Raw genomic sequence first — 25,603 nt, 5'->3', positions numbered from 1 at the left:
TAGCGACCGAGCGGCCTTTTCGCCCACGTTTTTCGAGGAGGGTTCCCGCAGCGAGCGGCCTTTTCGCCCCATTTCTCCCCGAGCGTTTTGTCGACGCCGTGCGAACGACTAGCGTGGCTCGCGACGAGCGCCTCGAACCGCCCGCGCCGGACGCGGTAGCGGCGGCCGCGGCGACGGCGCTCGACCGGACGGTGACGAGCGCGACACACGTCCACGAGGGGGTCAACGCCGTCTACCGGGTCGACTGCGCGGACGGAAGTCGCGCGGCCCTGAAGACGCCGCTGCTTCCGTCCGACGACATCTTTCTCGCCGAACCGGAGTTGCTTGCGCGTGTCGGCCGCGAGACGACGGTCCCCGTCCCGACGGTGCTCGCGACCGTCGAGAGCAACGCGGGGGCGCTGGCGGGGCCGTACTTCCTGACACGGTATCGAGAGGGGCGCGCCGCCGAGGGGGTGCTGGCGCTGTCGGCCGCGGAGCGAACGCGTCTCGTCCACAGGGCCGGGCGACACCTCGCCGCGATCCACCGGGTCCGCGTCGCCGACCGATTCGGCGACCTGCGCGCCGTCGACGGCGGCTTGACGACCGACCCCGGGTGCGACTCGTGGGCGGTACGGTTCGACGACATGGCGGCCGAGGCCGCCGACGGCCTCCGCGGCGATGCGCGCATCGCGGACCCGGACCCGCGGTTCGCCGACCTCGCGCCCGCGGTCCGCGAGGCGCTAATGAGCGGCGACGTCGATCGAGCGGTCGACCCCGCGGTCCTGCACAACGACTACCGGCCGGCGAACCTGGTGCTCGCTCCCGAGGGCGACGACCCGCCGCTGGTGCGGGCGGTGCTCGACTTCGGCGGCTGCTCGACCGGGGACGGACTCCTCGATCTGGCCCACGCCGAGGACGCGCTGGTGGACATGCCGCTCGGCGGGACCGCCGCCGCGGCGCCGCTCCGTGACGCCCTCCGGTCCGCGTACGTCGGGGCGCGCGGCCTCGACTCCGGGGTCGCGTTCGGCGACCGGTACCGACGGTACCGCCTCTACGCCCGCGCCTGGCGGCTGGGGCTGTTCGAGTACTGGGCCGAGTTCGCGCGGGAGGACGACCGCGACGCCGTGGCTCGGCGATGGCGGGCGTTCGTCCGCGAACTCCTCGGAGAACAGAACGGTTGAGCGTTCCCGCCGGTACGCCGGCGTCCACTGCGGGCGATCGCGGCGCTTGCCGACGAATTTCCCGTTCTCCGCGACGTTTGCGTCGGGTTAACCGCGGACCAGCGACGTTACCGTGTTACAAGGTCGATACGTTTCGCTGGAACAGCGGAAACGACCGACCCGGTTAATCCCGCTTCCCGTGGTCGGGATGATCCGTCATGGCACGACACACCGACGACCAGCACGAGCGTCAGCACCGGCGCGGCGGACAGGGGGAGTTCCACGCGGATCAGGGACATCAGGGACAGCAAGGTGGTCGCGAGCAGGGACAGCGGGGCGGCCGACGACAGCGAGGACAGCAAGGACAACAACAGGACCAGATCCGGGGCGAGCATCACGGCGGGTTCCAGCAGCACGAGGGACAGCAACACGGAGGCCACCGGCAGGGCGGCCAGCAGCAAGGGGGCCGAACGCAGCAGACCGGCGGCCACTCCGGCGGACAGCACCAGCAGCGCGGCGGTCGCCAGTCCGGCGGCCGGCAGTCGCAGGGGCAGCAGGGCCGCCAGCAGCACGGCGGCGGCCGACAGGGGCATCAACAAGGCGGCCGACAGGGGCGTCAGCAAGGCGGCGGCCAACAGCGCAGCCACCAGCAGGGCGGCGGCCAACAACAGCAGGGTGGCAACCGGCGACGCGGCGGACAGCAAAGCCAGCGAGGACAGCAAGGTCAGCAGGGACAACGAGGCCAACAGGGTCAGCACCGCGGCATCGGCGGTCACGGGGGCCACCACGGCGACCATAGCCAGCAGGGACGGCAAGGCGGCCGACAGGGCGGTCAGAGCCAGCAGGGCCAGCGAGGAGACCGCCAGCGCGGACAGAGCCAACGCGGCGGCGGCCAGCAGTTCGGCAGCCAGCAGTCACCGCGGCGCGCCGGTCGCCAGCGAGGCGGCCAACAGGGCGGTGGACAGCACCAGCAGCGAGGCGGACACCAGTCCGGCGGTCGGCAGTCGCAGGGACAGCAGGGCCGCCAGCAGCACGGCGGCGGTAGGCGTCAAGGAGGTAGTCAGCAGCGCGGCGAACAACAGAGCCACCAGCGAAGCAGCCAGCACTACCAGCAGGGCGGTCGGCAGGGCCAGCAGCCGCACCACAATGAAGGCTGGGAAGGAGAGGGGCAACAGGGTCAGCAGAGCGGCGGCAACCAGCGGAGTCGGGATCACGGAGGTAGCCAACAGGGCGGTCACAGGAGCGAGCGGCGACGAGGCGGAAGCGGCGGCCAGCACCAGGGCTACTAACGCGGGGCAGCGCACCGGCCGGCCGGAATCGCGTCCGGCGGCGCGGCGGCGACCGGCCCGCGTCGCCCGATACACGTACCGATCCGTTACTTTTCAGTATTTCTTCGATAGTTTTACCCCGATATAGCTCGTCTCCTGTATCAATTATATCATGGCTACCGCGGTAGACGCGGAAGCGGCGTTACGGGGTCGGGCGGGGCGTCGGAGAATCACGGACGAACCCGATGGGCGAGCCTCGGCAACAGCGGCTTCCGACGCGGTTTCGGCGGACGCCGCCGCGGCCCGGGCAACGACCGAAGGGACGGTGAGAGTCGCCGAACGAGTGAAACGGTGCATCGAACGGTCACGGTCCGGGCGAGGAAGCGGTCTGTTGAGCCGGCGGAAACGCCGGTCGGTCCGGGATGAGAGACACGGGAACACGAGCGACGTCCGCGACGATGACCCCGAGTGCGGATCGACGTGCTATTCCACCCTCCGCGACGTAGGTGAGACGAATGAGTAACGTTGGGGGGACCGAGGTCGAACCGGTGGACATCCTGTTAGTCGAGGACAACCCCGGCGACGTCCGTCTCACGAAGGAAGCGTTCGAGGAAGAGCAGATCAAAAACGCGGTCCACGTGGTGAACGACGGCACCGAAGCGCTCGATTTCCTCTACCAGCGCGGGCAGTACGAGGATGCCCCGCGACCGGACATCGTGCTGCTGGACCTCAACCTCCCGCGCAAGAACGGCGACGAGGTGCTCGAAACGGTGAAAGGCGACCCCGATCTCAGGGATATCCCCATAATCGTGCTGACCAGTTCGAAGGCCGAAGAGGACATCGTCAGGTCGTACCGGCTCCACGCGAACGCCTACCTCCGCAAGCCGATCGACCCCGACGAGTTCATCGAGAAGATCCGCTCGTTCGAGCGGTTCTGGCTCTCCGTCGTTCACCTCCCCGGAGGCGATAACGAATGACCGACGAAAGCGACTTCACGGCGTTACTGATCGAGGACAACCCCGGCGACGCGAGGCTGATCCGGGAGATGCTCCGCGACGCGGAGGAACTCCCCCGCCGCGTCGACCCCGACTCCACGGCCGACCAGATCCCCAGGCTCCACCACGAGAAGCGGCTGTCTGACGGGCTCTCGTACTTCGAGGAACACCGCGTCGACGTGGTGCTGCTGGACCTCAACCTGCCCGACAGCTCGGGGCTGGAGACGGTGTCGGCGACGGTGGAGGCGGCCCCGGAGACGCCGATCGTCGTCCTCACCGGCTTCGACGACCGACAGGCCGGGGTGCAGGCGATCGAGGAGGGCGCACAGGACTACCTGGTGAAAGACGAGGTGACGAGTTCGTCGCTCGTCCGGTCGCTGCACTACGCGATCGAGCGCAAGTCGAAGGAGATAGAGCGCAAGCGCCACCGCGAGGAACTGGAGGCGCTCCACCGGCTGAACCGGATCAGCCAGGACGTCACCCACATCGTCATCAACGCCTCGTCCAGGGAGAGCCTCGAACGGCGCGTCTGCGAGCGGCTCGTCGACTCCGAGGACTACGTGTTCGCCTGGATCGGCCGCGTCGCGCAGGGGAGCAACCGCGTCGTGGCCGAGACCGAGGCCGGCGTCAACGAGGGGTACCTCGACGCGGTCGAGATATCCGTCGACGACAGCGAGACGGGACAGGGCCCGACCGCGACCGCGATCGAGTCCGACCGACTGCAGGCGGTGCAGGACATCGCCGCCGATCCGGAGTTCGAACCGTGGCGCGAGGCTGCGCTGGAGCGGGGCTACCGTTCCTCGCTCGCGGTCCCGATCGTCCACGACGACCTCCGGTACGGCGTCCTGAACGTGTACGCGTCGACGCCAGAGGCGTTCTCCGAGCCGCAGCGGGAGACGTTCGCCCGCCTCGGCGACATCGTCGGCCACGCCATCAGCGCCATCGAACGCAAGAACGCGCTGGTGAGCGATGCCGTCCTCGAACTGGAGTTCCGCCTCAACGGCGTGGCTCGCCCGATCGTCGAACGGACGGCGGACGAGAGCTGTGCGGTGCGCATCGACCGGTTCATCCGGACCGACGACGAGGCCCACCTCCTGTACGGGAGCGTTCGGGGGCTGGCCGCCGAGGAGTTCGAGGACGTCGTCGCGGAGGTCGACGTGATAGACCGCGGCCGCGTCGTCGAGGAGGGACCGGAGGAGCGGGCGTTCGAGGCGGTCACGGCGGAACCGGTCCCCCTGATAGAGACGGTCGTGACCCACAGCGGCCGCGTGCAGTCGGCGACCATAGACGACGGCGAGTTCCGCCTCGTGGTCGAGTTGCCGCGGGGACGGGACACGCGCAAGCTCGTGACCGAGGTCCAGGAGTCGTGTCCGAGCGCCGAGTTCGTCGCCCAGCGGACGGCGGAGCACGAGGAGGGGCAGTTCCTCGGACAGCAGTCGCCAATCGAGAGCCGGCTGACGGAGAAACAGCAGACCGCGCTCGAGACGGCGTTCCGGGCGGGCTACTTCGAGTGGCCCCGCACGAGCACCGGCGAGGAGATATCGGAGCGCCTGGGGATCGCCCCCGCGACGTTCGGTCAACACCTCCGGACGGCCGAGCGGAAGGTGTTCGAGGCGCTGTTCGAGGACTAGAGCGCGTCGGCGTCCGCCGGCGACGCGGCGTCGAACTCGCGGATGGCCGCGTCCAGGTTCTCGTCGGGTCGAGCGCCGAACAGCGGTTCGTCCGCGGTGCGACACGCCCCGTCGACGCCGAGGCGGTCGCAGACGCGGTCGGCGGTCGCCTCGGCCATGAGCCGATGGGTGGTGAGCTTCCCGCCGACGACGGTCGTGAAGCCCGTAACGCCGTCGCGCTCGGCGTGGTCGAGGACGAAAAAGCCCCGCGAGATGCCGCGTCCGCCGGGGCGTTCGTCCTCGTCCGGACCGTACAGCGGGCGGACGCTCCAGTACGTCCGGGTCACCGCGGCGTCGGCGACCGGCGGGAGCATCCGGGCGCACTCCTCGATACAGCGCTCCACCTCCCAGCGCTCCTCGTCGAACTCGTCGGGGTCGTCCACGTCGACGCTCGTCGTGCCGAGGACGGCCTCGCCCTCGTGCGGGACCACGATGTCGCCGTCCGCCGGCGGGCGACAGCGGTTCAGCACCGCCGGGAGGCCCGGATAGTCGACGGCGACCATCGCGCCCTTCGCCGGGCGCATCTCCACGTCGATCGCGGCCGTGTCCGCGATCTCCCCGGCCCACGCGCCGGCGGCGTTGACGACGTGATCCGCGCGGACCGCCTCGACGCCGTCGCCCGTCTCGACGCGCGCGCCGACGACGGCGTCGTCCTCGACCAGCAGCCCCCGTACCGGCGCGTTCGGCCGGATCGTCGCGCCGTGCTCGCGGGCGCTCGCCGCCGTGGCCGCGACGAGTCGGGATGGGTAGATCACGCCGTCCGGGACCTCCATGACACGCTCCGCGTCGTCGGCCAGGTCCGGGACTGATTCCCGGGCCTCCTCGGGCGTGAGCACCTCGGCGGGGACGTTCAGGTCGCGGCAGGCGGCGAGCTTCTCGTCGAAGTACTCGGGGTCGTCGTCCGCCAGTTGCACGAAGTAACCGCAGTCGCCGCCGATGCAGTGCCCGGCGACGTCGCGGAGGATGCGGTTCTCCTGGATGCACTCGCTGGCCCCGCTCGGGTCGTTCTCCGCGTAGCGCGCGCCGCTGTGGAGGAGGCCGTGGGACCGGCCGGTGGTCCCGCTCCCGAGGCCGCCGCGGTCGACCAGCGTCACGTCGACGCCGCGCATCGCGAGGTCGCGCGCGGTCCCGACGCCGGTGCCCCCGCCGCCGATCACGAGCACGTGTGGACTGTCCATAGCCGCCCTAAGGACGCCAGCGGCAAAGGAGTGGCCACGGCGCTACGACGCCCGGTCCAGCAGGCGGAACACGCCCCAGAACGATCCGAGACCGAGGACGTACGCGAGGAGGAATCCGGCGTCGACGACGGCGTCGTCCGGGGAGAGGACCCGCGCGGTCGCGAGTCCGCTGACCAGAATCAGGATCGGGGCTCCGAGCAGCAGGAACGTCCGTTGATAGCGCTTCATCGTAGTCTGCCGGTGACGGTTCCAAACCGGCGAGCGGACTTAGAAACTCGGTCCGCTCCGCGCAGAGCCGCTCGGGACCGCCCGCGAGACGCGGATGCGTCGGCAACACGCGATTCCGTCACGTACTTGCGGGACCGGTCCTAAGCCGGCACTAATGGAGTTTCTGGAGCGCCGACAGTCGCTCGTCGAAGACCGCCTCACCGCCGTCGTCGACGGCGTCGAGCCGGCGGAGCTGGAGGACGAGGTGCGCCACGTCGCGCTGTCGGGGGGCAAGCGCGTCCGGCCGATGGTCACCCTGCTCTCCTGCGAGGCCGCCGGCGGCGAGGCCGAGGACGCCGTCGACTTCGGCGTCGGCGTCGAGCTCGTCCACAACGCGTCGCTGGTCGTCGACGACATCATCGACCGCTCCGAGGTGCGCCGGAACGTCGACAGCGCCTGGGCGAAGTACGGCTACGGGCCCGCGATCGTCTCCAGCGACGGGCTGCTCGGGGAGGCGTTCGCCCTCTTCTCGCCCAGCCCGCAGGCGATGCAGGTGGTCGCCGAGGCGATGGTCGAACTCGGCGAGGGGGAGGCGACGGAGCTCGTCGCCAAGCCCGACTCGGAGGAGGCGTACATGGAGCTCGCCCGCCGGAAGACGGGCGCGCTGTTCCGGGCGGCCGCGGAACTCGGCGCGGTCGCCGCCGGGGCCGACGCGTTCACCGTCGAGGCGTTCGGCGAGTACGCCGAGCGCGTCGGCGTCGCCTTCCAGATCCGCGACGACGTGCTGGACGCGACGGCCGACCCCGAGGACCTGGGCAAGCCGACCGGCCACGACGCCGAGATGGACCGCCCCTCCGTCGTGCAGGTGACCGACCTCACGCCGGAGCAGGCCAACGAGCGGGCGCGCGACGAGGCCGACCGCGCGCTCGCCGCGCTCGACCGGGTCGACACCGAGGACACGCAGGCGAAGGAGTACCTCCGGGACCTGGCGAAGTTCGTCGTCGTGCGGGAGCGTTAGACCGCCTCGCTCCCGTCGCGGTCCGCGTCGCGGGGGTACCGCGATTCCGCGACGGCGAACGCCAGCGTGCTGACAAGCCCCAGCAGCGTCCCGCCGGTCAGCGCCATCGCGAGGTAGGACAGGTCGGCGAGATCGAGGAAGTAGGCGCTGACGCCGTGGAGCACGACCGCGATCGAGAGGACGTAGAAGGGGGCGTTCAGGTACCGCCACTGCAGGCGGTCCGCGAGGTACTCGTCGGTGATCTGGCCGAGGCTCGTGGTGACGCCGGCCGCGGCGAACCACTGGACGGCGCCGTGGACGAGCGCCGCGACGATCTCCAGCGCGCCGAGCGCCCCCGCCGCGTCCGCCTGCATCGCCTCCAGCTGGTTCAGGCCGCTGACCCCGCCGATGACGAGCAGCGCGGCGGCGACGAGGTAGGTGATGATCGTCACCCGACCCGCGTAGAGGCTGTTTCGCGCCCGACCGACGACCGAGTCGACGGTCTCCATCAGCCCCAGGCCGCGCGAGAGGAGATAGAGGCCGAGCATCGCCGAGATGATGCCGAACACCGCGCCGCCGGGGAGTTCGAGGAAGCTGGCGATGACCGCGAGCGGGTAGATGAGCAGGAGGATACCCAGCGGCACGAGCACCGTCCCGCGCGTCTCCGGGTCGTTCAGCACCTGCTTCATCGTGTAGTACACCGACTCCAGGTCCTGGGCCTGCCGGACGACGACCCGCCGGACGCCGTCGATGGTGACCCGCGATCGGATGACGGGGACGACGCTCTCGTCCTGCGCGCCGTCGGTGACGACGAGAGCGGTGACGCCCTCGCCGGTGCTGAGGCTGGCGAGCACCTCGTCGACCTCTTCGCCGACCTCGCGGTTCGCGCTCACGTCGCCGCCGTCGTTGCCGGTCACCGCGGCGACGGTCACCTGCTCGTCGTCGATCTCCTTGGCGATGTGCAACCCCTGGAACAGCACGTTGACGTCGCTGTCCTCGGGGTCCACGGTCGCGAGCGCGACGGCCGCCTCCTCGACGGCGTCCCGGCCGACGACCGGCGTGTCGACGGCCGTCTTGCGCCCGAGGTCGTCGTCGAGGTCGACACAGAGCACCAGCAGCATCGAGTGAGGGTAGGAGTGGGCGGTATAACACTTTTCTGGAGAGTCGGGCGCGACCGCCGGCGCTCGCCCGCGGCGTCGTCCCCGCCGTCCCGGTTCCGCCCTCCACTGGTACGACGTCGCACGGACCGGCGGCCGCGATTCGCACGCTTTTTGCCGCCTGAGCGGGTAGGGGAGGTAACGAATGATCTCGAAGGGCTGCGAGCAGTGCGCCAAAGGCGGCAAGATGGTCATGTTCGTCTACGGGTACTGCGACCAGCGCGACTGCTTTTACTGCCCGCTCGGCGAGAACCGCAAGAACGTCACGGACGTGTACGCCAACGAGCGGAAGGTCGAGTCCGACGAGGACGTCATCCAGGAGGCAAAGCGCATGGACGCGCTGGGCACCTCCATCACCGGCGGCGAACCGCAGGAGGCGATGGACCGCACCTGCCACTACCTCTCGCTGCTGAAAGAGGAGTTCGGCGAGGACCACCACACCCACCTCTACACGGGCATCACCGGCGGCCGCGAGAACATGCGCCGCCTCTCGGAGGCCGGGCTCGACGAGATCCGGTTCCACCCGCCGCTGGAGCTCTGGGGCGACATGCACGGCACCGAGTGGGAGGAGATCCTCTACATCGCCCGCGAGGAAGGCCTGACGCCCGCGTTCGAGATCCCGGGCATCCGCGCCGAGGAGGAGTTCCTGGAGTTCCTCGACGAGGGCGCGGCCGACTTCTGCAACGTCAACGAGTTCGAGATGTCCGACGGGAACTACCGGCGGATGCAGGAGAAGGGGTACGAACTGCAGGACGGCCACATGAGCGCCGTCGACGGCTCGAAGGAGATCTTAGACGCGATGGGCGACCATGAGCGCGTCTACTTCTGCACCAGCGTCTTCAAGGACGCCGCCCAGCACCGCAACCGCATGAAGCGGATGGCCCGCAACATCCGCCGGGAGTTCGACGAGGTGACCGACGACGGCACCATCGTCTACGGCAAGACCTGGGAGACCGAGGAACGCCTGGAGAAGCTGGGCGTCCCCGAGGAGTTCTACTCCGTCAAGTCCGACCACGTGGAACTCGCCTGGTGGCTCCTCGAGGAGATGGTTGAGGAGGGCGACGTGGAGGAGGGCGAGATCGTCGAGCAGTACCCGACCGTCGACGGGACCGTGGTCGAGCGGACGCCGCTGGCGTAGACCGCGGGCGAAACGAGCGACTCGTCTTGAAGTGACTGGCCGTCGTAGCGCGCACATGGCCACCGACGACCCCACGATAGGCGACGTCACGTTCGACGAACTGGAGAGCGTCGACCAGTACGAGGCGACGTTCACGGGCGCGCTCGACGGCGACGAGGTCACGCTGACGTACACCCTCGAAAGCGCCGTCGCGCCGGAGGAGGACGAGGCCGTCTACGTGCCCGGCGACGCGGAGCTCGACCAGGTGCTGATCCAGGCGGACTCGTACGAGTTCGAGACCGACGACCGGGAGACGGTCCGGTTCAGCGGCACGGACGACGACGGCGACGACCTGTTCCTGACGTACGTGTTCGCGGAGGCCGAGGACGCCGACGAGAACCAGGTCGGTCTGGACGTGGACGCCTGAACGGGGAGACGCCCGGCGGCCGCGATGCCGCGACCGGACGCTCCCTATCGTTTTATTTCACACCGGACAGTCGGTTACGCTATATGGCGATACGTCACATCTCCCGGCGGAGGCGGCGATGAAGTTCGAGTTCGACAGCTCGAAAGTGCTGTACGCGGTCGGGGTGCTGTTCGGCATCGGCGCGCTCATCTACTTCGCCCGCGATCTGGTCTTCGACCTCTCGCTGACGGTGAAGGCCGCGTTGCTCCCCGTCCTGTTCGTCGGGCTGTTCGTCGCCGCGAGCGCGGTTCGGCGGGCCGGTCTGGACGCGGTGCTGTACGTGCTGTCAGCCGCGACGTACGTCGCGTTCGTCGGCTACGTCGTCTCCCGGTTCGACGTCGGCGACACCGGGATCTTCCTCGCGCTGGCGGCGTCGTCGGTCCTGTTCGTCGGCCTCGGCTACCTCCACCGGGAGCGCGGCCTCCGGGTCGAGGCGGGCACCGCGAAGCGGGTCGCCCTCGTCCTGCTCGTGGTGGCGGCCGTCTTCGTCACCGCCGACCTGCTGGTCGGGGGCGTGGCGTACGGGTTCACGGCGGCCGAGAGCGCGAACGCCGGCGACTACGAAGTCAGGGTCGGGACGGTCACGGCCGAGAACGAGTTCGTCTTCCGGGAGTCGGCGGACTTCCCGCGGGCAACGGCCTGCGTCTACGCGCCCGACCGGCGGGACCGGCCGGTCGACTACCGACGGAGCGCCGAGGAGTGGTCGGTGCCCGACAGCGTCGGGGCCGGGGAGACGGTGACCGCCGAGGCGTGGATCTGGCTGGAGACCGAGGAGCGGGCGGCGGTCGACAACGGCACGATACCCGTCGAGCGGGCCGAGTCGTGTCCGGAATCGACCGACGAGCCCCGGATCGTCGTCGTGGTCGAGGACGAGTGAGAGTCAGCCGGAGAGCAGGACGTACTCGGCGAGACACGCCACGATGGCCGCCGACACGACCGCCCCGGCGCGGCGCTCGGCCCGGCGGCCCGGCACGCGCGAGGTGTAGTACGCGCCGCCGAGCAGCAGCACCGCGGAGGCGACGAGGCCGTAGAGAAAGACGTTCGCGCCGGCGGCCGCGCCGAGGCCGAAGACGCCGACCGCGGCGAGGGCGGAGCCGGCGAGCGCCGGCAGCGCCGGCAGCGATCGCAGGCGGCCGCCGTGACCCGCGTTGTAGATTGCCGGCGGCAGGGCGAGGAAGACGGCGACGGCGAGCGCCAGCGCGGGGCCGGCGGGCGCGCCGAGGAGGCCGACCGCCGCGGCGGCGACGAGCGCGGTCCCGAGCAGGGGATCTGGGGGCAGGAGCCACGTCGGGTCGTCCATCCGGAGGACGGCGAACGCGGCGAAGGGGTACAGGATGACGAGCGCGATCGCGACCGTCATCAGCAGGCTCTCGGCCTCGGCGAGAAAGCCCGGTTCGAGCGCGACGACGGCCGCGACGAAGCTCCCGGCGAGGACGAGGCCGACCAGCAGCCCGAGTTCGGGGACGCGACGGGTCATCGTCTGCGGGTTGGCGCGGGCGGGAAAAAGCGTTGCGACGGGCGCTCCGACAAGCGCAAGCGTTTAATCGCCCGGCAGAATAGCGTGTGGCATGGCGGACTGTCCACTCGCCGACGACTGCCCCAGTTTCTCCGAGCGGATCGAGGGAATGGGGTGTCAGCACTACGGCGACCGCGGCGGCAAGGAGTGGTGCAACCACTACAGCCAGCCGATAGACGACCTGAAGACCCAGCCGGTGAAGCCCCAGGAGGAACTCGTCGTGGACGTCACGGACATCCACGAGAGCGGCGCGGGCGTCGGCCGCACCGAGGACGGCTTCATCGTCCTCGTCGACGGCGTGCTCCCGGAGTCCCGCGCGAAGGTGAAGATCACCAACGTCCACTCCAACCACGCCCGCGCCGAGGAGGTCGAGCGTCTCCCGATGGACGCGGACGAGGAGGAGACCGAGGAGGAGACCGGCGACGACGCCGCGACGGCCGACGCCGATGCTGACGAGGAGGACGACGGCGGGCGACGCGGGCCCGACCGCGAGCGCCTCGGCAGCCGCGACAACTTCTGGGGATCCTGACCGGCCGTTCGGGCCGCGCTCGGGGATGGACAGTCCCGACAGTTTTTCGCGTTCGGGTTCGTATCGGCGAGCGATGAGCGACCGCGACGACGCGCCGGTGACCGAGGAGGACGTCGAGGAGCTACTCGACCGGGTCGGCTTCGACCCGGAGGAGGGAGTGCTGACGCGGCGGCAGGCGGAGGTGCTCGCCCTGCGTCAGCGGGGTGTCCCTCAGTCCACCATCGCGGAGATGCTCGGCACCTCGCGGGCGAACGTCTCGAGCGTCGAGGCCAGCGCCCGGACGAACGTCGAGAAGGCCCGCGAGACGGTGGCGTTCGCGGAGGCGCTGAAGGCCCCGGTTCAGGTCGAGGTCGACCCCGGCACGGACCTGTACGACGTCCCCCAGATGGTGTACGACGCCTGCGACGAGGCCGGCGTGAAGGTGGACCACACCGCGCCGGACCTGATGAAGGTGATAAGCGACGAGGCGGGCGACGCGATCAGCGGGCGCGACGTTGGCGAGGCCCTGCTCGTCGGCGTCACCGCCGAGGGGAGCGTCCGCGTTCGGCGGCCGTAGCGAGCGTCGGCGTCACCGGGGGAGCGTCTCGTTCGGCCGCCGCGCCGGACTGCCGGTGCCCTGAACGATTAGTGAGCGGCCCGCGTTGACACGCGCATGGACCTCGGAATCGACGGCAACGCGGCGCTGGTAACGGCGAGTTCGAGCGGACTGGGCCTCGCGAGCGCGAAAGCGCTCGCCCGCGAGGGAGCGAACGTGACTATCTGCGGGCGGAGCGAGGACCGCCTCGAAGCGGCCCGCGAGGAGGTCGAGGAAATCGCGGACGGCGACGTACGCGCCCAGCAGGCGGACATCACCGACCGGTCGGACGTCGAGTCGCTGGTCGAGGAGACCGTCGACGCGTTCGGCGGCCTCGACCACGTCGTCACGTCCGCGGGCGGCGTCCCGAGCGGGGCGTTCGAGGACATGACCGAGCAGGACTGGTACGCCGCCTACGACATGCTGGTGATGAGCCACACGTGGACGCTGCGGGAGGCGTACCCGCACCTCCGGGAGAGCGACGCTGGCACTATCGTCTCGATCACGTCGACGAGCGTCCGCGAGGCGATCGACGGCCTGATCCTCTCGAACTCGGTCCGGCGGGCGGTCATCGGCACCGTCAAGACCGTCTCGCGGGAGTTCGCCCCGGACGTGCGAGCCAACGCCGTCCTGCCGGGGGCACACGAGACGCCCCGCATCGAGAGCCTCATCGAGCAGGCGCTCGACCGCGGCGAGTACGACAGCTACGACGAGGGGCTGGACGACTGGGCGTCGGACATCCCGCTCGACCGCATCGGCGACCCGATGGAGCTGGGCGACGCCGTCGCGTTCCTCTCGAGCGATCGCGCGAGCTTCGTCAACGGCGTGGCGATGCCGGTCGACGGCGGACGCCTGCGCTCCTGAAAAGCCCGCCCGCGGGTTCTCGACGGCGACAGAACGCGGCTACCAGGTCTCGATCCGGCCCTCGCGCACGTCCTCGGCGCAGCCCTCGCAGTCGGGGTGGCCCCCCTCGTAACAGGCGGGCCGACCCCGGTCGTCGATGGTGGCCGTCCGCTTCTCGGCGTAGCGCCGACAGACGATCTTCGCGCGCCCGGCGTCGTCCGTCGGCAAGCCGTACTGGATGCGGGCCGAGCGGTACGCGCGCTTCGCCTCACCGAACTGCTTGCCGGCCTTGCGAGCGGTCGACCTGATGAGTCGCGAGATGCGGTCGCCGCTCACGCCGGACCACCTCGAAGCATACCCCGATAGTCGCCCGCGAGGACCATATGTCTCCCGCCGGACCGGCGGTCGGCCGACGCTATCAGTCCCCGGCAGACCGCCAGCACAGGGCCGCTCTCCACTTCCGCCGCGCTCTGCGAGGGTTTTTATGCCAAGCCGACCAAGCCGAGACTGTCTCCCGACGAAAACAAGGTGGAGACACGAGGCAACCAATGACGCTACGCGAACACGCGGAAGACGTGCACGAACAGTTCTCGGACCATTTAGATATCGACGTCGACGACGTCGAGGACCGCCTCTCGACGCTGGTCGACGAGTACAAAGTCCCCGTCGAGGAGGCGCGCCGGAGCGTCACGAACCACTACCTCGACGAGGCCGACATGGACCGCGACGCCCTCGGCAGCGGCGGCGAGAACGCGGAGGTCGGCCTCGGCGAGATCGAGACGGACGAGCAGTGGCTCGATGTCACGGCCAAGGTCGTCGACCTCTGGGACCCCCGGAGCGACGCGGTCGGGCAGGTCGGGCTCCTCGGCGACCCGACGGGCACGATCAAGTTCACCAAGTGGGCCAAGTCAGACCTCCCGGAACTGGAAGAAGGCCAGGTGTACCGCCTGGGCAACGTCGTCACCGACGAGTACGAGGGCCAGTACTCGGTGAAGCTCAACCGGACGACGACCGTCGAGGAGCTCGACGAGGACATCGAGGTCGGCGACGACACGAGCGAGGTCGAGGGCGCGCTGGTCGACATCCAGAGCGGCAGCGGCCTCATCAAGCGCTGCCCCGAGGAGGACTGCACGCGCGTCCTCCAGAACGGCCGGTGCCAGGAGCACGGCGAGGGCGAGGGCGAGTTCGACCTCCGCATCAAGGGCGTCCTCGACGACGGGAACGACGCCCACGAGGTCATCTTCGACAAGGACGCCACCGAGGACCTCACCGGCATGAGCCTCGAAGAGGCCAAGGACATGGCGATGGACGCGCTGGACACCACCGTCGTCGCGGACGAGATGGCCGAGGACACGCTCGGCCGCTACTACCGCGTCGAGGGGCCGGTGTTCGGCCGCTACGTCCTGGTCGACGAGATGGAAGAGCTGGACGGGCCGGTCGATTACGAGGACGTGCTGATCAAAGCGAGGTCGATCTGACATGAGCGACGCACCCACCCGCGAGGTCGCCCGACGCGCCTTCGCGAGCGAGTTCAACGACGCAGGCTACACGTTCAAGGAGTCCGACGACGAGCGCGCGCCCAACTACGCGCTGCTCCCGACGGGCGAGCGCGCCAACCGCGTGTTCGTGGTCGGGACCGTCACCGAGAAGGAGGACGTCGGCGAGGACAGCGAGTACTGGCGCGGCCGCGTGGTCGACCCCACGGGGACGTTCTTCATGTACGCCGGCCAGTACCAGCCCGACGCCGCGAGCGTACTGCGGGATCTGGAACCCCCCGAATACGTCGCCGTCGTCGGTAAGCCCCGGACGTACGAGACGGACGACGGGTCGATCAACGTCTCCGTCCGCCCCGAGTCGATCTCGATCGTCGACGCCGCCACGCGCGACCGCTGGGTCGTCGAGACGGCCGAGCGCACGCTCGACCGCATCGAGCGGTTCCAGGGCGGCGACGAGGGCGAGGACGCCGGAAGCGTCTACGAGTACGTCGGCATGGCGCGCGAGCAGTACGACCTGCCCGTGGAGAACTACCGCCGCGACGTCGTCACCGCTCTCGAGAGCCTCGACGAGGAGACCGAGGGCAGCGACGACGCGTCCGTCGAAGCGGAGTAGACGCCGCCCGCCGTTTTTCGCGGTCGCATCGCGCTTCGAGCGCCGAGACGGATGTCCGCGATCGGACGCTACATCCAATGGTTGGACACCGAATAATTTAAACTATCTAACGTGATTGTGAAACGCACAGCAGATGGCCGAATCGAAACTCTGCGAGTGTCCTCGCTGCGGCCGGCTGGTAAACCGCGACGTGAACCGCCGCTGTCCGGAGTGCCGGACGTCGCTGACGGACTCGACCGAAGTGATCGAGCAGTGACCCGGAGAGGCTCGCGATGAAGTGCGAGCGCTGCGGCACGGACACGTCGGTGAAGCGCTACGAGGTCGACGGCTTCGCGGGATACCTCTGCGACGAGTGCCGGTCAGAGTGGCAGCAGTTGACGGACGACTGATAGGGACTGTCGTAACTGTTTACCGATATTCGCCGACCCCGCGTCGGCGAAATACAGAACTGAGGTACACAGTCCCTACGAGCGCGACGTCAGTTCGTCACGACGAGTTTTCCGACCGACTCGCGGTCTTGCATCGCGGCGAACGCCTCGCCGGTCGCGTCGAGCGGGTACGTCTCGTCGATCGTGGGGTCGAGGTCGCCCTCAGCGACGAGGTCCACGAGCCGCTCCAGGTCCGCCTGGGTCCCCATCGTAGATCCGATGACGCGCTTGTGGCCGAGAAAGAGGTCGGGGATGTCGATCTCCGAGCGGCCGCCGGCGGTGCGGCCGCAGACGACCATGCGGCCGCCACGGCGGAGCAGGTCAAGTCCGAGTTCCGTGTAGGGGCCGCCGAGGTGGTTGATAGCGGCGTCGGGCGTTCCGACGTCCGCGACCGCCTCGCGGAGTTCGTCCGGGTCCGTTCCCTGCACTACGTGGTCGGCGCCGAGGTCGGCGATGCGGTCGAGTTTCTCCGACGACGACGACGTGCCGACCGTGCGGGCGCCGAGCACGTCGGCGAGCTGGACGGTCGCGACGCCGACGCCGCCCGTCGCGCCGGGGACGAACACGAGGTCGCCCGGTTCGACCGCCGCCCGCTGGAGCATGTGGTAGGCGGTCAGGTACGCCGTCGGCAGCGCGGCGGCGGCCGTCGCGTCCACGCCCTCGGGCAGCTGGATCAGGCGGTCGGCGTCGACGAGCGCCGACTCCGCGAGGCCGCCGTGGTACAGCGAGAACTCCTCGCAGAGGTTCTCGGGGCCCTCTCGGCAGAACCGGCAGACGCCGCACGTCTCGTTCGGACAGAGGACGACCCTGTCGCCCGGGTCGACGCCGGACGGTCCCGTCCCCCGACCGACGGCCTCGACCGTTCCTGCCACGTCGAGGCCGCTGACGAAGGGGAGGTCCTCGGCGTCGACCATCGCCGAGTCGCCCTCCAGTATCCAGAGGTCGTGGCGGTTGATCGAGCAGGCCTCGACGTCGACGAGCGCCTGGCCCTCGCCCGGTTCTGGCGTCGGTTCCTCGACGATCGACACGCCGTCGGGGCCTGTCAGATCGGTGAACGCGGCGGTGCGCATGGGGAGACGAACGGTCGCCGGCGGTAAAGGCGCGGGGGACGGCGAACCGTCGCCGCGCGCCGACGCGCTCTCACATCCGGTCGATCACCTCGTCGGCGAACCGCTCCAGGGCGCGCTCGCGGTCGTCGTTCTCGACGGAGACGATCACGTGGTCGACCCCGAGGTCGTCGAGGCGGCGGAAGTACTCGCGGAGCCACTCGGCGCCGGCGCGGTAGCCGAGGTGGAGGGGTTCGGGGTCGGCGTCCGGGTCGTCCGCGAACGCGACGCGGACCGCCATCGCGTACGGCTTGTCGCCGGCGACGCCGCGCCAGTCGTCGAGGTAGCTCTCCAGCGTGTCCTCGGGGAGGTGGTAGAACAGCCAGCCGTCGCCGCGGTCGCCGATCCACTCGATCGACTGCCGGGCGTGCCCGGTGGGAAGCAGCGGGAGCGTCTCAGTGGTGGGGTCCGGGACGACGGAGAGGTCGCCGTCGAGCGTCCCCCAGCGCGTCTCGGTCTCGGGGAACTCCTCGCGCCAGACGGTCCGGAGGACCTCGACGCTGTCGCGAAACAGCGCGCCGCGTTCGTCTTTCTCGACGTCGAACGCGGCGAACTCGGGGTCGCGGTCGCCCGAGGCGACCCCCAGGACGAGGCGGCCGTCGGAGAGGCGGTCGACCGACGCCGCGGCCTTGGCGACGTGGAGCGGGTGCCGGAGCGTGAGCACGACGCTCGCGGTGCCGAGCGCGATGTCGTCGGTGCGCTCGGCGGCGAGCGTGAGCCACGGCCACGGGTCGAACGTCTGGCCCGCGTCGCCGAACTTCGGCCAGTACGTCGGGACGTCCCGCGCCCAGAGGGCGTCGAAGCCGAGCGACTCCGCGCGCTCGGCGAGGCGCATCTCTTCGTCGACCGGCGGCGTCGAGCGGTTCGCGCCGGTGAGCGGGAATCCGGCCCCGAACGAGAGGTCGTCAGCGCCGAACAGTCGCCGGTACCCGGCGTTCTCGTGGCCCGTCATCGCCTCGGAGAAGGGACCCGACGCGTATTACGGTGGCGTCGGCGGAAGGGCGGAGCGTCGTTCCGCGGGCGGGGAGCGGGCGCCGCCGCGGGCGGCGAACGGAGAACGCGCGCCGTGACCGGCGGCCTCACGCGTCGAGAAACGCGTCGAGATACCGCGCGACGAGGTCGGCGTGCTCGTCGAGCGCGACCGCGTCCGTCTCCTGGTCGTAGGTGACGACGTTCGCCTCGTCGAGTTTCGGCACGTGGGAGTGGTACAGCGACATGTACACGTTCTTCACGTCCTCGGCCGGGATCTCGCCGATCGGCGCGCCCCGCTCGCGCACCGCGACCTCGTCCGCGAGGTCGGCGAGCGGGAGGGCGTCGTGTTCGAGCAGGCATCTGAGAGCGTGCCGGCGGCGCTCGTCGGCTATCAGAGGGATCATGCGGTCGGGAGAGGGAGGGTCCGACTCCGCCATCTATCGCGACTCCATTGCTTCGCTACTATCGACAAGTCGGATTTCAGCGTTGCGATCTGAACTACCGACGGGGACCGACCCGTCGAGACGAAACCCCCGGCGTCGCCGCGGCCGGCCGTCAGGTCGCCCGCGAAACCTGTAGCCTGACGACGACAGCCGTTTATGCGCCTCGCCGCGGTCGTAGCGGTATGGCGAGGATACTGAACAGCCACACGGAGACGGTCCACAAGTACCGCGGGGACGACCACCGGAACCGGACGGAGTGCGGCGCGCTCAGGCACGTCGCCGAGGAGCACGTCCGGCGCGTCGACGGCGATCGGGGCGACGCGGTCGCCGAGGCGTCACGGTGCGGGCGCTGCTTCGACGGTCAGGGCGGGTACTGAGCGTGCGGCGGGGGCGCGACTGTTTTTCCGGCTCGCGACGGCCCGAGGAGCCGCCGTGCCGGCGGCTCACTCCACGAGGTCGCCGAGCGCGACGTCGAGCGTCCCCGACGCGACAACGGCGTCGACGAGTTCCACGTCCTCGTGGACCGGCCGGTCCCCGGACAGCGGCGTCACGACCTCGCGGACCGCCTCGTAGACGCGGGCGGTGCCGTCGCCGTGCGAGAGGTCGCCGTCCCCGTCGGCGTCGACCTCGTCGGGATCGACGCCGGGCGTCGCCGCCCGGACCGCTTCTGGCGTGACGAACTCGGCGGCCTGCGCGCCGCAGAGCAGTTCCGTCGCGACGACCCGGGTCGCGTTCTCGACGGCCCGGCGCGCGTCGAGCGCCGACTGGCCGCTCATGCTGACGTGGTCCTCCTGCCCGCCGCTGACGGGCGTGTTGTCCGTCGACGGGCGGCCGATGGCGCGGTTCTCGTTCAGCAGCGCCGCCGCGGTGTACTGGGCGATCATGTAGCCCGACTGGAGGCCACTGTCGGGCGCGAGAAACGGCGGGAGGTGCGGCTCCTGCAGGTTCGGGTTGAGCATCCGGTCGACGCGGCGCTCGGAGATGGCCGCCAGTTCCGTGACGGCGCTCGTTAGGTAGTCCAGCCGGAGCGCGAGCGGTTCGCCGTGGAAGTTGCCGCCCGACAGCACCGCGGCGCGGTCGGTGCCGCTGGCCCGGTCGTCGACCGCGTGCGGCGGGAAGACCAGGGGGTTGTCCGTCGCGCTGTTCAGTTCCGTCTCGACGGCCTCGCGGAGGTGAGTCGCCGCGTCGCGGACCGCGCCGTGGACCTGCGGGAGACAGCGGATCGAGTAGGCGTCCTGCACCCGGTCGCAGTTGCGGTGGGACTCGACGATCTCCGAGCCCTCGGTGAGGCGCTTGACGTTGCGCGCGCTGACCCGCTGGCCGCGGTGGGGCCGCACGGCCTGGATGGCGTCGTCGCAGGCGGCGGTTGTCGCCAGCGTCACCTCCGTCGTGAGCGCGCCGGCGGCGTCGGCCGCGCGGACCGCCCGCTCGGCGTCGACGACGGCGAGGGCGGCGAGGCCCACGGTGAGTTGCGTCCCGTTGATGAGCGCCAGCCCCTCCTTGGCCCGCAGGGTCAGCGGGTCGAGGTCCGCCGTCGCGAGCGCGGCGTCGCCGGCGAGGCGGTCGGTCGAGCCGCCGTCGTCTCGCGGGCGCTGCCCGCTCGATCCGTCCGTCGAGCGGGACTCGACGCGCGCTTCCCCCTCCCCGATCAGCACCAGCGCCATGTGCGCGAGCGGGGCGAGGTCGCCGCTCGCGCCGAGGCTGCCCCGCGACTTGACGACCGGGTGGATCCCCTCGTTCAGCATCGTCAGGAGGTGGTCGACGACGACCTCGCGGATGCCGGAGTACCCCTTGACGAGGGCGTTGATCCGGGTGAGCATCATCGCGCGCACCTCCTCGCGGTCGAGTTCGCGGCCCGCGCCCGCGGCGTGGCTGCGGACGAGGTTCGTCTGTAGCTGCTCGACATCCTCCGGGGGGATGCGCTGGTCGACTAGCTCGCCGAAGCCGGTGTTGATACCGTAGACGGTCTCGCCGCTGTCGAGCACGTCCTCGACGCGCTCGCGGGACTGCCGGACCGCCTCGCGGGCCTCGTCCGCGATCGCGACGGTCGCGCCGTCGCGGGCGACCGCCGCCACGTCCTCGGGCGTCAGCGACTCGCCGTCGAGGACGACCTCACTCACGGACGACCACCCCCTCCTTCAGGACGGCGCCGACGGGCGACCCGTCGAACCGGTAGGGGACGTGGACGTGCGACGGGGCGTCGAGGACGACCAGGTCGCCCGGCGCGCCCTCGCGCAGGGTGCCCGTGCCGTCGTTCCGGGAGAGCGCCAGCGCGGCGGCGTGCGTGACCCCGACCAGCGCCTCGGCCGGCGTCATCCCCATCTCGACGCAGCCGAGCGTCGCCGCGAACGCCTGGCTCCGCGAGAAGCAGTTCGGGTTGAAGTCGGTGGCGAGCGCGACGGGCGACCCGGCCTCGCGGAAGGGCGCGGGGTCGGCGTAGTCCGCGCCGAGGCCGAACGCGGTCCCCGGGAGGAGGACCGGCACGACGCCGCTTTCCGCGAGGGCGCGGGCGTCCTCCTCGGTCGCGTGGAGCAGGTGGTCCGCGCTCGCCGCGTCCACGTCCGCCGCCAGTTGCGCGCCGCCGAGGCGGACGAACTCCTCGGCGTGGACCTTCGGCGTCAGGCCGGTGTCCGCGCCCGCGTCGAGCACTCGGCGGGACTGCTCGACCGAGAAGACGTCCTCCTCGCAGAAGACGTCGCAGAACTCGGCGACCCCCTGCTCCGCGACGGCGGGGATCTGCTCGTCGACGACCGCGTCGACGTAGTCGTCCGCGTCGCGGTCCTCGGGGACGGCGTGGGCGCCCATGAACGTCGGAACGACGTCGACGGGGTGTCGCTCGTCGGCCCGCTCGATCGCCTCCAGCAGGCGCAGTTCCGTCTCGCGGTCGAGGCCGTACCCCGACTTCACCTCGACCGTCGTCGTACCGTGGTCGAGCATGGCGTCGAGGTGGCCGACGAGGTTCGCCAGCAGCGTCTCGTCGCTCGCCTCGCGCGTCGCGCGGACGGTGCGGAGGATGCCGCCGCCCTCCGCGAGGATCTCCTGATACGTCCTCCCGCGGAGCTTCGCGGCGAACTCGTCGGAGCGGTCGCCCGCGAAGACGGCGTGGGTGTGCGGGTCGACGAACCCCGGGACGACGGCCTGCCCCGCGGCGTCGATCGCACGTTCGGCGTTCTCGGGCGGGTACTCCCGCGTCACCTCCTCGGTGTCGCCGACGCGGACGACGTGCCCGTCGGCGATGGCGACGGCGGCGTTCTCACGAACGTCGAGAGTGAGAGCACGAGCCGACGCCGTCGGCTCGGCGACCTCGCGGGTCTCCAGCGTGCCGTCGGTCCCGCTCTCGCTCGGCCCGACCACCACCTCGCGGGCGTCGTACACCACCGCGTCGATCTCGCTCGCAGTCATGCGTCCACCCCCGCGGCGGCGAGGAAGTGGGCGACGGCGCGGCTGCCGGCGGCCGCCGTCCGCGATTCTATGTCGAGCGGCGGCGCGCACTCGACCACCTCGAAGCCGGCGACGCGGTCGTCCGCGGCGACGAGCCGGAGCGCGCGGAACAGTTCGCGGGTGGTCAGCCCGCCCGGCGTCGGCGCGCTGACCCCCGGGGCGGCCGTCGCGTCGAGCACGTCCAGGTCGACGCTGACGTACAGGGTTTCGACCCCGCGGAGCGCGTCCAGCGCGCGGTCGACCGCCTGCACGACATCGTCGCCGACCTCCTCGGCGGTGACGACCTCGCCCCCCTGCTCGCGGACGTAGTCTGCGTACGCCGTCGAGGTCTCGAAGTGGCGCGCGCCGACGCAGGCGTAGCCGTCGAGGCCGGCCCGGAACAGCTGGCGGTAGGGCGTCCCGCTCGACGCGCCGTCCTCGTCGCTCCGGCAGTCGAGGTGGGCGTCGAAGTTGACGGCCCCGACCGATCCGTCCTCCACGAGCGGGAGAGCGTTCGGGTACGAGAGCGAGTTGTCCCCACCGAGGAAGACGGGGAGCGCGTCGGCGGCGTGGACCGCCCGCGTCACGCCTCGGACTGTGTACTGCGCGCCGTTCACGTCGACGTCGTCCGGGACGACGACGTCGCCGAGGTCGGCGACGCTCCCGACGGGGCCGGCGTCGAAGTGGTGGGTCTTCACGCCGGCGAGTTCGTCCCGGAGGGCGGCCGGCCCCTCGCGCGCGCCCTTCCGTCCGATGACCGCGCCGTCGTACGGTTCGCCGAGCAGGACGGCGTCGTAGCCGTCGAGGGCAGTCGCTATCTCGTCCGCGTCGGTGGGGTCGTCCACCCGCACGGCGTCGACCGCGTCGCCGAACTGCGCGTCGTTCGGGTCGTCGGAGGGGCCGACCCAGTCGTCGGGGGCGGCGAGGTCGGTCATCGCCGGTCCCGCTCCCGGCCGCCGGCGTCGGCGGCGCCGTCGCCGCGGTCGGCCATCGGCACGTCGACGCCGGACTCGCGGGCCTCCGCGGTCGCCTCCTCGTACCCCGCGTCGGCGTGGCGGATCACGCCCATCCCGGGGTCCGTCGTGAACACGCGGCGGGCCTTCTCGGCGGCGAGGTCCGTGCCGTCCAGCACGACGTGGTTGTTGGCGTGGAGCGCGTTGCCGATGCCGACGCCGCCGCCGTCGTGGACCGAGACGATGTCCGCGCCCGCCGCGCAGTTCAGCAGGGCGTTGAGGATCGGCCAGTCGGCGACGGCGTCGCTCCCGTCCTTCATCGCCTCCGTCTCGCGGTTGGGGCTGGCGACGCTCCCCGCGTCAAGGTGGTCGCGCGTGACGACGACCGGCGCGGAGATCTCGCCCTCCCGGACGAGGTCGTTGATGCGCAGCGCGAAGCGGGCGCGCTCGGTGAGGCGGTCGCCGTCGCGCTCGTCGGCGTCTTCGGCCTGATACCCCAGCCAGCACACCCTCGCCGGGAGGCCCTGGAACTCCACCTGCTCCTGCGCGAGGTCGATCCAGCGGTGGAGCGACTCCTTCTCCGGGAACAGGTCCTTGACGGCCTCGTCGGTGCGGTGGATGTCCTCGGGGTCGCCCGACAGCGCCATCCAGCGGAACGGGCCGCGCCCGCGGCAGAACTGCGGGCGGATGTACGCCGGGACGAAGCCGGGGTAGTCGAACGCGTCGTCGCGTCCCCGGTGCTCTTTCACCTGCCCGCGGATGTTGTTGCCGTACTCGAACGCCGTCGCGCCGCGTTCCTGCAGTTCGAGGACGGCGTCGACGTGGCGCTCCATCGTGTCCACCGACTCCGCGACGTACGTCTCGGGGTCGTCCTCGCGGAGTTCGTCCGCCTCCGCGACGGAGTAGCCGCTCGGGTAGTACCCCTCCAGTTCGTCGTGGGCGCTGGTCTGGTCGGTGACGACATCCGGGACGAAGTCGCGCTCCAGCATCGCCTCCAGCATGTCGGCCGCGTTGACGTGGACGCCGACGCTGTAGGGTTCGCCGGCCTCGGCGGCCTCGCGGGCGCGGTCGAGCGCGTCGTCGAGGTCGTCGGCCTTCTCCATGCAGTAGCCCGTCTCGATGCGGCGGTCGATGCGGGCCTCGTCGACCTCGGCCGCGACGCAGACGCCCCCGTTCATCGTCACCGCGAGCGGCTGCGCGCCGCCCATCCCGCCGAGGCCGCCGGTGGCGACGATACGCCCCGCGAGGTCGCCGTCGTACTCCCGGCGCGCGAGTTCGGCGAGCGTCTCGTACGTGCCCTGAATGATCCCCTGCGTGCCGATGTACGCCCACGACCCCGCGGTCATCTGGCCGTACATGATCAGCCCCTTCGCCTCCAGTTCGTGGAAGTGCTCCCAGTTGTCCCACTTCCCGACGAGGTTCGAGTTGGCGATGAGCACGCGCGGGGCCATCTCGTGGGTCCGGAACTTGCCGACGGGCTTGCCGCTCTGGACGAGCAGCGTCTCCTCGTCGCCGAGGTTCCGGAGTTCGTCGAGGATGGCGTCGTACGCGTCCCAGCTCCGGGCCGCGCGGCCGGTCCCGCCGTAGACGACGAGCTCCTCCGGCTTCTCCGCCACCTCGGGGTCGAGGTTGTTGTTGAGGACGCGGAGCGCGGCCTCCTGCCGCCAGCCCTCGCACTCGACGTCGCTCCCCGTCGGCGCACCCTGGTACTCCCGCCACTGTTCGCTCGGTTCACCCAGTCGGTCCGAACGCTCTCGTTGCTCGGCCATACCTCGTGATAGGACCTCCCACGGCGAAAGCACAGGATCGCCGCATGGAGCTGGATTTATAAGGGTGCGCGGGGTAGTCGCCGACCATGTACGAGGCGACGATGCGCGTCGGGGACTCCGATCAGCCCGTCCCGACGGCCGGCCGCGACGTCCGGGTCGACCTGTGGTGCAACGACCACTGCGACCTGGTCCGCGCGGTCGGGAGCGACGCCGACGTCGTCCTCGAAGAGATCGCGGACGGCGTCGGGATCGCGGACCGGATCGACCAGGGGGACGAGCGGGTCGCGATCACCGAGGACTGCCTCGCGGCCGAGCGGACGGACAACGTGGAGCGCTACGTCGCCGAGCACGGCTGCCTGCTGCTGCCGCCGCTGCAGTACGTCGACGACGACCGCGTCTGTCGCGTGCTGGCGCTCGATTCGACCGCGCTGCGCGACGTGTACCGCGACCTGATCGCGGACGACCACGACGTGACGGTAGTGTCGAAGCGGGACGTGACGACCGTGACGGGGGACCGGCCGCTGCTCGACCCCGGCGGCCTCGTCCCGGACCTGACCGGCCGGCAGCGCGAGGTCGTCCTGACGGCGATCGAGAACGGCTACTACGAGATCCCGCGGGAGGTCTCGACCGAGGCGATCGCCGAGGAGGTCGGCATCGGCCGGCGGACCGCCGAGAACCACCTCCGGCGGGCCGAGCAGAAGCTCGTGACGGCGTTGCGGTCGTACCTCTGAACCGAGCGGGCGGTCG

General features: G+C 70.7%; 29 protein-coding genes. 15 read left to right on the top strand and 14 right to left on the bottom strand.

The genetic code is table 11. From position 1 onward, the window contains the following. The first annotated feature begins 113 nt into the window (after positions 1-113). Complete coding sequence (locus tag D8670_RS04880) at positions 114-1,160, top strand: phosphotransferase family protein (protein ID WP_162994192.1); 1,047 nt, start codon at positions 114-116, stop codon at positions 1,158-1,160. 107 nt (positions 1,161-1,267) lie between these two features. Here D8670_RS04880 and D8670_RS04875 read toward each other — a convergent pair whose 3' ends face one another. Together D8670_RS04875 and D8670_RS04870 are read right to left on the bottom strand one after the other, a co-directional pair. Next, positions 1,268-2,020, bottom strand: a complete 753-nt coding sequence (locus D8670_RS04875) for a hypothetical protein (RefSeq protein ID WP_121816956.1) — start codon at positions 2,018-2,020, stop codon at positions 1,268-1,270. Positions 2,021-2,053: 33 nt separating this feature from the next. Then, entirely contained in the window at positions 2,054-2,503 is a 450-nt protein-coding gene (locus D8670_RS04870) for a hypothetical protein (protein WP_162994191.1), read from the bottom strand. A gap of 419 nt (positions 2,504-2,922) precedes the next feature. Between D8670_RS04870 and D8670_RS04865 the strand changes: the two genes are divergently transcribed. Then, positions 2,923-3,384, top strand: a complete 462-nt coding sequence (locus D8670_RS04865) for a response regulator (RefSeq protein ID WP_121816954.1) — start codon at positions 2,923-2,925, stop codon at positions 3,382-3,384. After that, positions 3,381-5,033: a bacterio-opsin activator domain-containing protein gene (locus D8670_RS04860; RefSeq protein ID WP_121816953.1), complete on the top strand. Its 1,653-nt coding sequence runs from the start codon at positions 3,381-3,383 to the stop codon at positions 5,031-5,033. Before D8670_RS04865 ends, D8670_RS04860 begins: the two co-directional genes overlap by 4 nt. Here the strand turns inward: D8670_RS04860 and D8670_RS04855 are convergent. Continuing rightward, positions 5,030-6,250, bottom strand: coding sequence for an FAD-dependent oxidoreductase (locus D8670_RS04855; RefSeq protein WP_121816952.1), 1,221 nt, complete (start codon positions 6,248-6,250; stop codon positions 5,030-5,032). The two genes, D8670_RS04860 and D8670_RS04855, sit on opposite strands and share 4 nt — an antisense overlap. A gap of 42 nt (positions 6,251-6,292) precedes the next feature. After that, positions 6,293-6,478 (bottom strand): hypothetical protein, encoded by a 186-nt coding sequence (locus D8670_RS04850; RefSeq protein ID WP_121816951.1) that lies wholly within the window; start codon positions 6,476-6,478, stop codon positions 6,293-6,295. Positions 6,479-6,632: 154 nt separating this feature from the next. On the opposite strand from D8670_RS04850, the gene D8670_RS04845 reads away from it, so the two are divergent. Then, a complete protein-coding gene (locus D8670_RS04845) occupies positions 6,633-7,475 on the top strand; it encodes a polyprenyl synthetase family protein (protein ID WP_121816950.1) in 843 nt (280 codons plus the stop codon). Here D8670_RS04845 and D8670_RS04840 read toward each other — a convergent pair. Next, positions 7,472-8,575: a DUF373 family protein gene (locus D8670_RS04840; protein ID WP_121816949.1), complete on the bottom strand. Its 1,104-nt coding sequence runs from the start codon at positions 8,573-8,575 to the stop codon at positions 7,472-7,474. The genes D8670_RS04845 and D8670_RS04840 overlap by 4 nt on opposite strands. 181 nt (positions 8,576-8,756) lie before the next feature. Here D8670_RS04840 and D8670_RS04835 point away from each other — a divergent pair, with 181 nt between their 5' ends. The 3 genes from D8670_RS04835 (at position 8,757) to D8670_RS04825 (ending at position 11,071) form a co-directional block, all read left to right on the top strand. Continuing rightward, the gene (locus D8670_RS04835) at positions 8,757-9,749 is read left to right on the top strand and encodes a radical SAM protein (RefSeq protein WP_121816948.1); all 993 of its coding nucleotides are present in this window, start codon (positions 8,757-8,759) and stop codon (positions 9,747-9,749) included. Between the two features lie 55 nt (positions 9,750-9,804). Further along, complete coding sequence (locus D8670_RS04830; protein ID WP_121816947.1) at positions 9,805-10,155, top strand: hypothetical protein; 351 nt, start codon at positions 9,805-9,807, stop codon at positions 10,153-10,155. Between the two features lie 118 nt (positions 10,156-10,273). Then, the gene (locus D8670_RS04825) at positions 10,274-11,071 is read left to right on the top strand and encodes a DUF1109 domain-containing protein (RefSeq protein WP_121816946.1); all 798 of its coding nucleotides are present in this window, start codon (positions 10,274-10,276) and stop codon (positions 11,069-11,071) included. Between the two features lie 3 nt (positions 11,072-11,074). On the opposite strand, the gene D8670_RS04820 is transcribed toward D8670_RS04825, so the two are convergent. Next, positions 11,075-11,671, bottom strand: a complete 597-nt coding sequence (locus D8670_RS04820) for a hypothetical protein (protein WP_121816945.1) — start codon at positions 11,669-11,671, stop codon at positions 11,075-11,077. Between the two features lie 91 nt (positions 11,672-11,762). On the opposite strand from D8670_RS04820, the gene D8670_RS04815 reads away from it, so the two are divergent. The 3 genes from D8670_RS04815 (at position 11,763) to D8670_RS04805 (ending at position 13,677) form a co-directional block, all read left to right on the top strand. Continuing rightward, on the top strand, positions 11,763-12,239 hold the full coding sequence (locus D8670_RS04815; protein ID WP_121816944.1) for a TRAM domain-containing protein: 477 nt from the start codon (positions 11,763-11,765) through the stop codon (positions 12,237-12,239). Between the two features lie 73 nt (positions 12,240-12,312). Continuing rightward, positions 12,313-12,795 carry a Tfx family DNA-binding protein gene (locus D8670_RS04810; protein WP_121816943.1) on the top strand — a complete coding sequence of 161 codons (483 nt, stop codon included), beginning with the start codon at positions 12,313-12,315 and terminating at the stop codon, positions 12,793-12,795. A gap of 96 nt (positions 12,796-12,891) precedes the next feature. Next, on the top strand, positions 12,892-13,677 hold the full coding sequence (locus D8670_RS04805) for an SDR family oxidoreductase (RefSeq protein WP_121816942.1): 786 nt from the start codon (positions 12,892-12,894) through the stop codon (positions 13,675-13,677). Between the two features lie 39 nt (positions 13,678-13,716). Here the strand turns inward: D8670_RS04805 and D8670_RS04800 are convergent, their stop codons facing one another. Then, the gene (locus D8670_RS04800) at positions 13,717-13,992 is read right to left on the bottom strand and encodes a DUF7091 family protein (RefSeq protein WP_121816941.1); all 276 of its coding nucleotides are present in this window, start codon (positions 13,990-13,992) and stop codon (positions 13,717-13,719) included. A gap of 212 nt (positions 13,993-14,204) precedes the next feature. Between D8670_RS04800 and D8670_RS04795 the strand changes: the two genes are divergently transcribed. The 3 genes from D8670_RS04795 (at position 14,205) to D8670_RS21465 (ending at position 16,021) form a co-directional block, all read left to right on the top strand. Next, complete coding sequence (locus D8670_RS04795) at positions 14,205-15,134, top strand: replication factor A (RefSeq protein WP_121816940.1); 930 nt, start codon at positions 14,205-14,207, stop codon at positions 15,132-15,134. 1 nt (position 15,135) lies between these two features. Then, positions 15,136-15,765: an RPA family protein gene (locus D8670_RS04790; protein WP_121816939.1), complete on the top strand. Its 630-nt coding sequence runs from the start codon at positions 15,136-15,138 to the stop codon at positions 15,763-15,765. Between the two features lie 133 nt (positions 15,766-15,898). Further along, the gene (locus tag D8670_RS21465; RefSeq protein ID WP_233752198.1) at positions 15,899-16,021 is read left to right on the top strand and encodes a 60S ribosomal export protein NMD3; all 123 of its coding nucleotides are present in this window, start codon (positions 15,899-15,901) and stop codon (positions 16,019-16,021) included. A gap of 222 nt (positions 16,022-16,243) precedes the next feature. Here the strand turns inward: D8670_RS21465 and D8670_RS04785 are convergent, their stop codons facing one another. From D8670_RS04785 to D8670_RS04775, 3 genes are all read right to left on the bottom strand, one after another. Continuing rightward, the gene (locus D8670_RS04785; protein ID WP_121816938.1) at positions 16,244-17,263 is read right to left on the bottom strand and encodes an alcohol dehydrogenase catalytic domain-containing protein; all 1,020 of its coding nucleotides are present in this window, start codon (positions 17,261-17,263) and stop codon (positions 16,244-16,246) included. A 70-nt stretch (positions 17,264-17,333) separates the two neighbouring features. Next, entirely contained in the window at positions 17,334-18,251 is a 918-nt protein-coding gene (locus tag D8670_RS04780) for a TIGR03571 family LLM class oxidoreductase (RefSeq protein WP_121816937.1), read from the bottom strand. A gap of 127 nt (positions 18,252-18,378) precedes the next feature. After that, positions 18,379-18,708 carry a DUF7344 domain-containing protein gene (locus tag D8670_RS04775; RefSeq protein ID WP_121816936.1) on the bottom strand — a complete coding sequence of 110 codons (330 nt, stop codon included), beginning with the start codon at positions 18,706-18,708 and terminating at the stop codon, positions 18,379-18,381. A gap of 188 nt (positions 18,709-18,896) precedes the next feature. Between D8670_RS04775 and D8670_RS04770 the strand changes: the two genes are divergently transcribed. Then, positions 18,897-19,091 carry a hypothetical protein gene (locus D8670_RS04770; protein ID WP_121816935.1) on the top strand — a complete coding sequence of 65 codons (195 nt, stop codon included), beginning with the start codon at positions 18,897-18,899 and terminating at the stop codon, positions 19,089-19,091. Between the two features lie 66 nt (positions 19,092-19,157). Here the strand turns inward: D8670_RS04770 and hutH are convergent, their stop codons facing one another. Genes hutH through hutU form a run of 4 tightly spaced genes read right to left on the bottom strand, consistent with a single transcriptional unit; the run spans position 19,158 to position 24,856 of the window. Then, positions 19,158-20,834, bottom strand: a complete 1,677-nt coding sequence (gene hutH, locus D8670_RS04765) for a histidine ammonia-lyase (RefSeq protein ID WP_121816934.1) — start codon at positions 20,832-20,834, stop codon at positions 19,158-19,160. Next, complete coding sequence (gene hutI / locus D8670_RS04760; RefSeq protein WP_121816933.1) at positions 20,827-22,116, bottom strand: imidazolonepropionase; 1,290 nt, start codon at positions 22,114-22,116, stop codon at positions 20,827-20,829. Before hutI ends, hutH begins: the two co-directional genes overlap by 8 nt. Beyond that, on the bottom strand, positions 22,113-23,069 hold the full coding sequence (gene hutG / locus D8670_RS04755) for a formimidoylglutamase (RefSeq protein WP_121816932.1): 957 nt from the start codon (positions 23,067-23,069) through the stop codon (positions 22,113-22,115). The genes hutI and hutG overlap by 4 nt, the downstream gene beginning before the upstream one ends. Beyond that, a complete protein-coding gene (gene hutU, locus D8670_RS04750) occupies positions 23,066-24,856 on the bottom strand; it encodes a urocanate hydratase (RefSeq protein WP_121816931.1) in 1,791 nt (596 codons plus the stop codon). Before hutU ends, hutG begins: the two co-directional genes overlap by 4 nt. Positions 24,857-24,942: 86 nt before the next feature. Here hutU and D8670_RS04745 point away from each other — a divergent pair, with 86 nt between their 5' ends. Continuing rightward, entirely contained in the window at positions 24,943-25,587 is a 645-nt protein-coding gene (locus tag D8670_RS04745; RefSeq protein ID WP_121816930.1) for a helix-turn-helix domain-containing protein, read from the top strand. Positions 25,588-25,603: the final 16 nt, after the last annotated feature.

Origin of the sequence: Halostella limicola, from assembly GCF_003675875.1 — an archaeon.
GTDB classification, from domain to species: domain Archaea; phylum Halobacteriota; class Halobacteria; order Halobacteriales; family Natronoarchaeaceae; genus Halostella; species Halostella limicola.
Note: the sequence above shows the minus strand (reverse complement) of the source record. Positions and strands in the feature narration are given on the sequence as shown.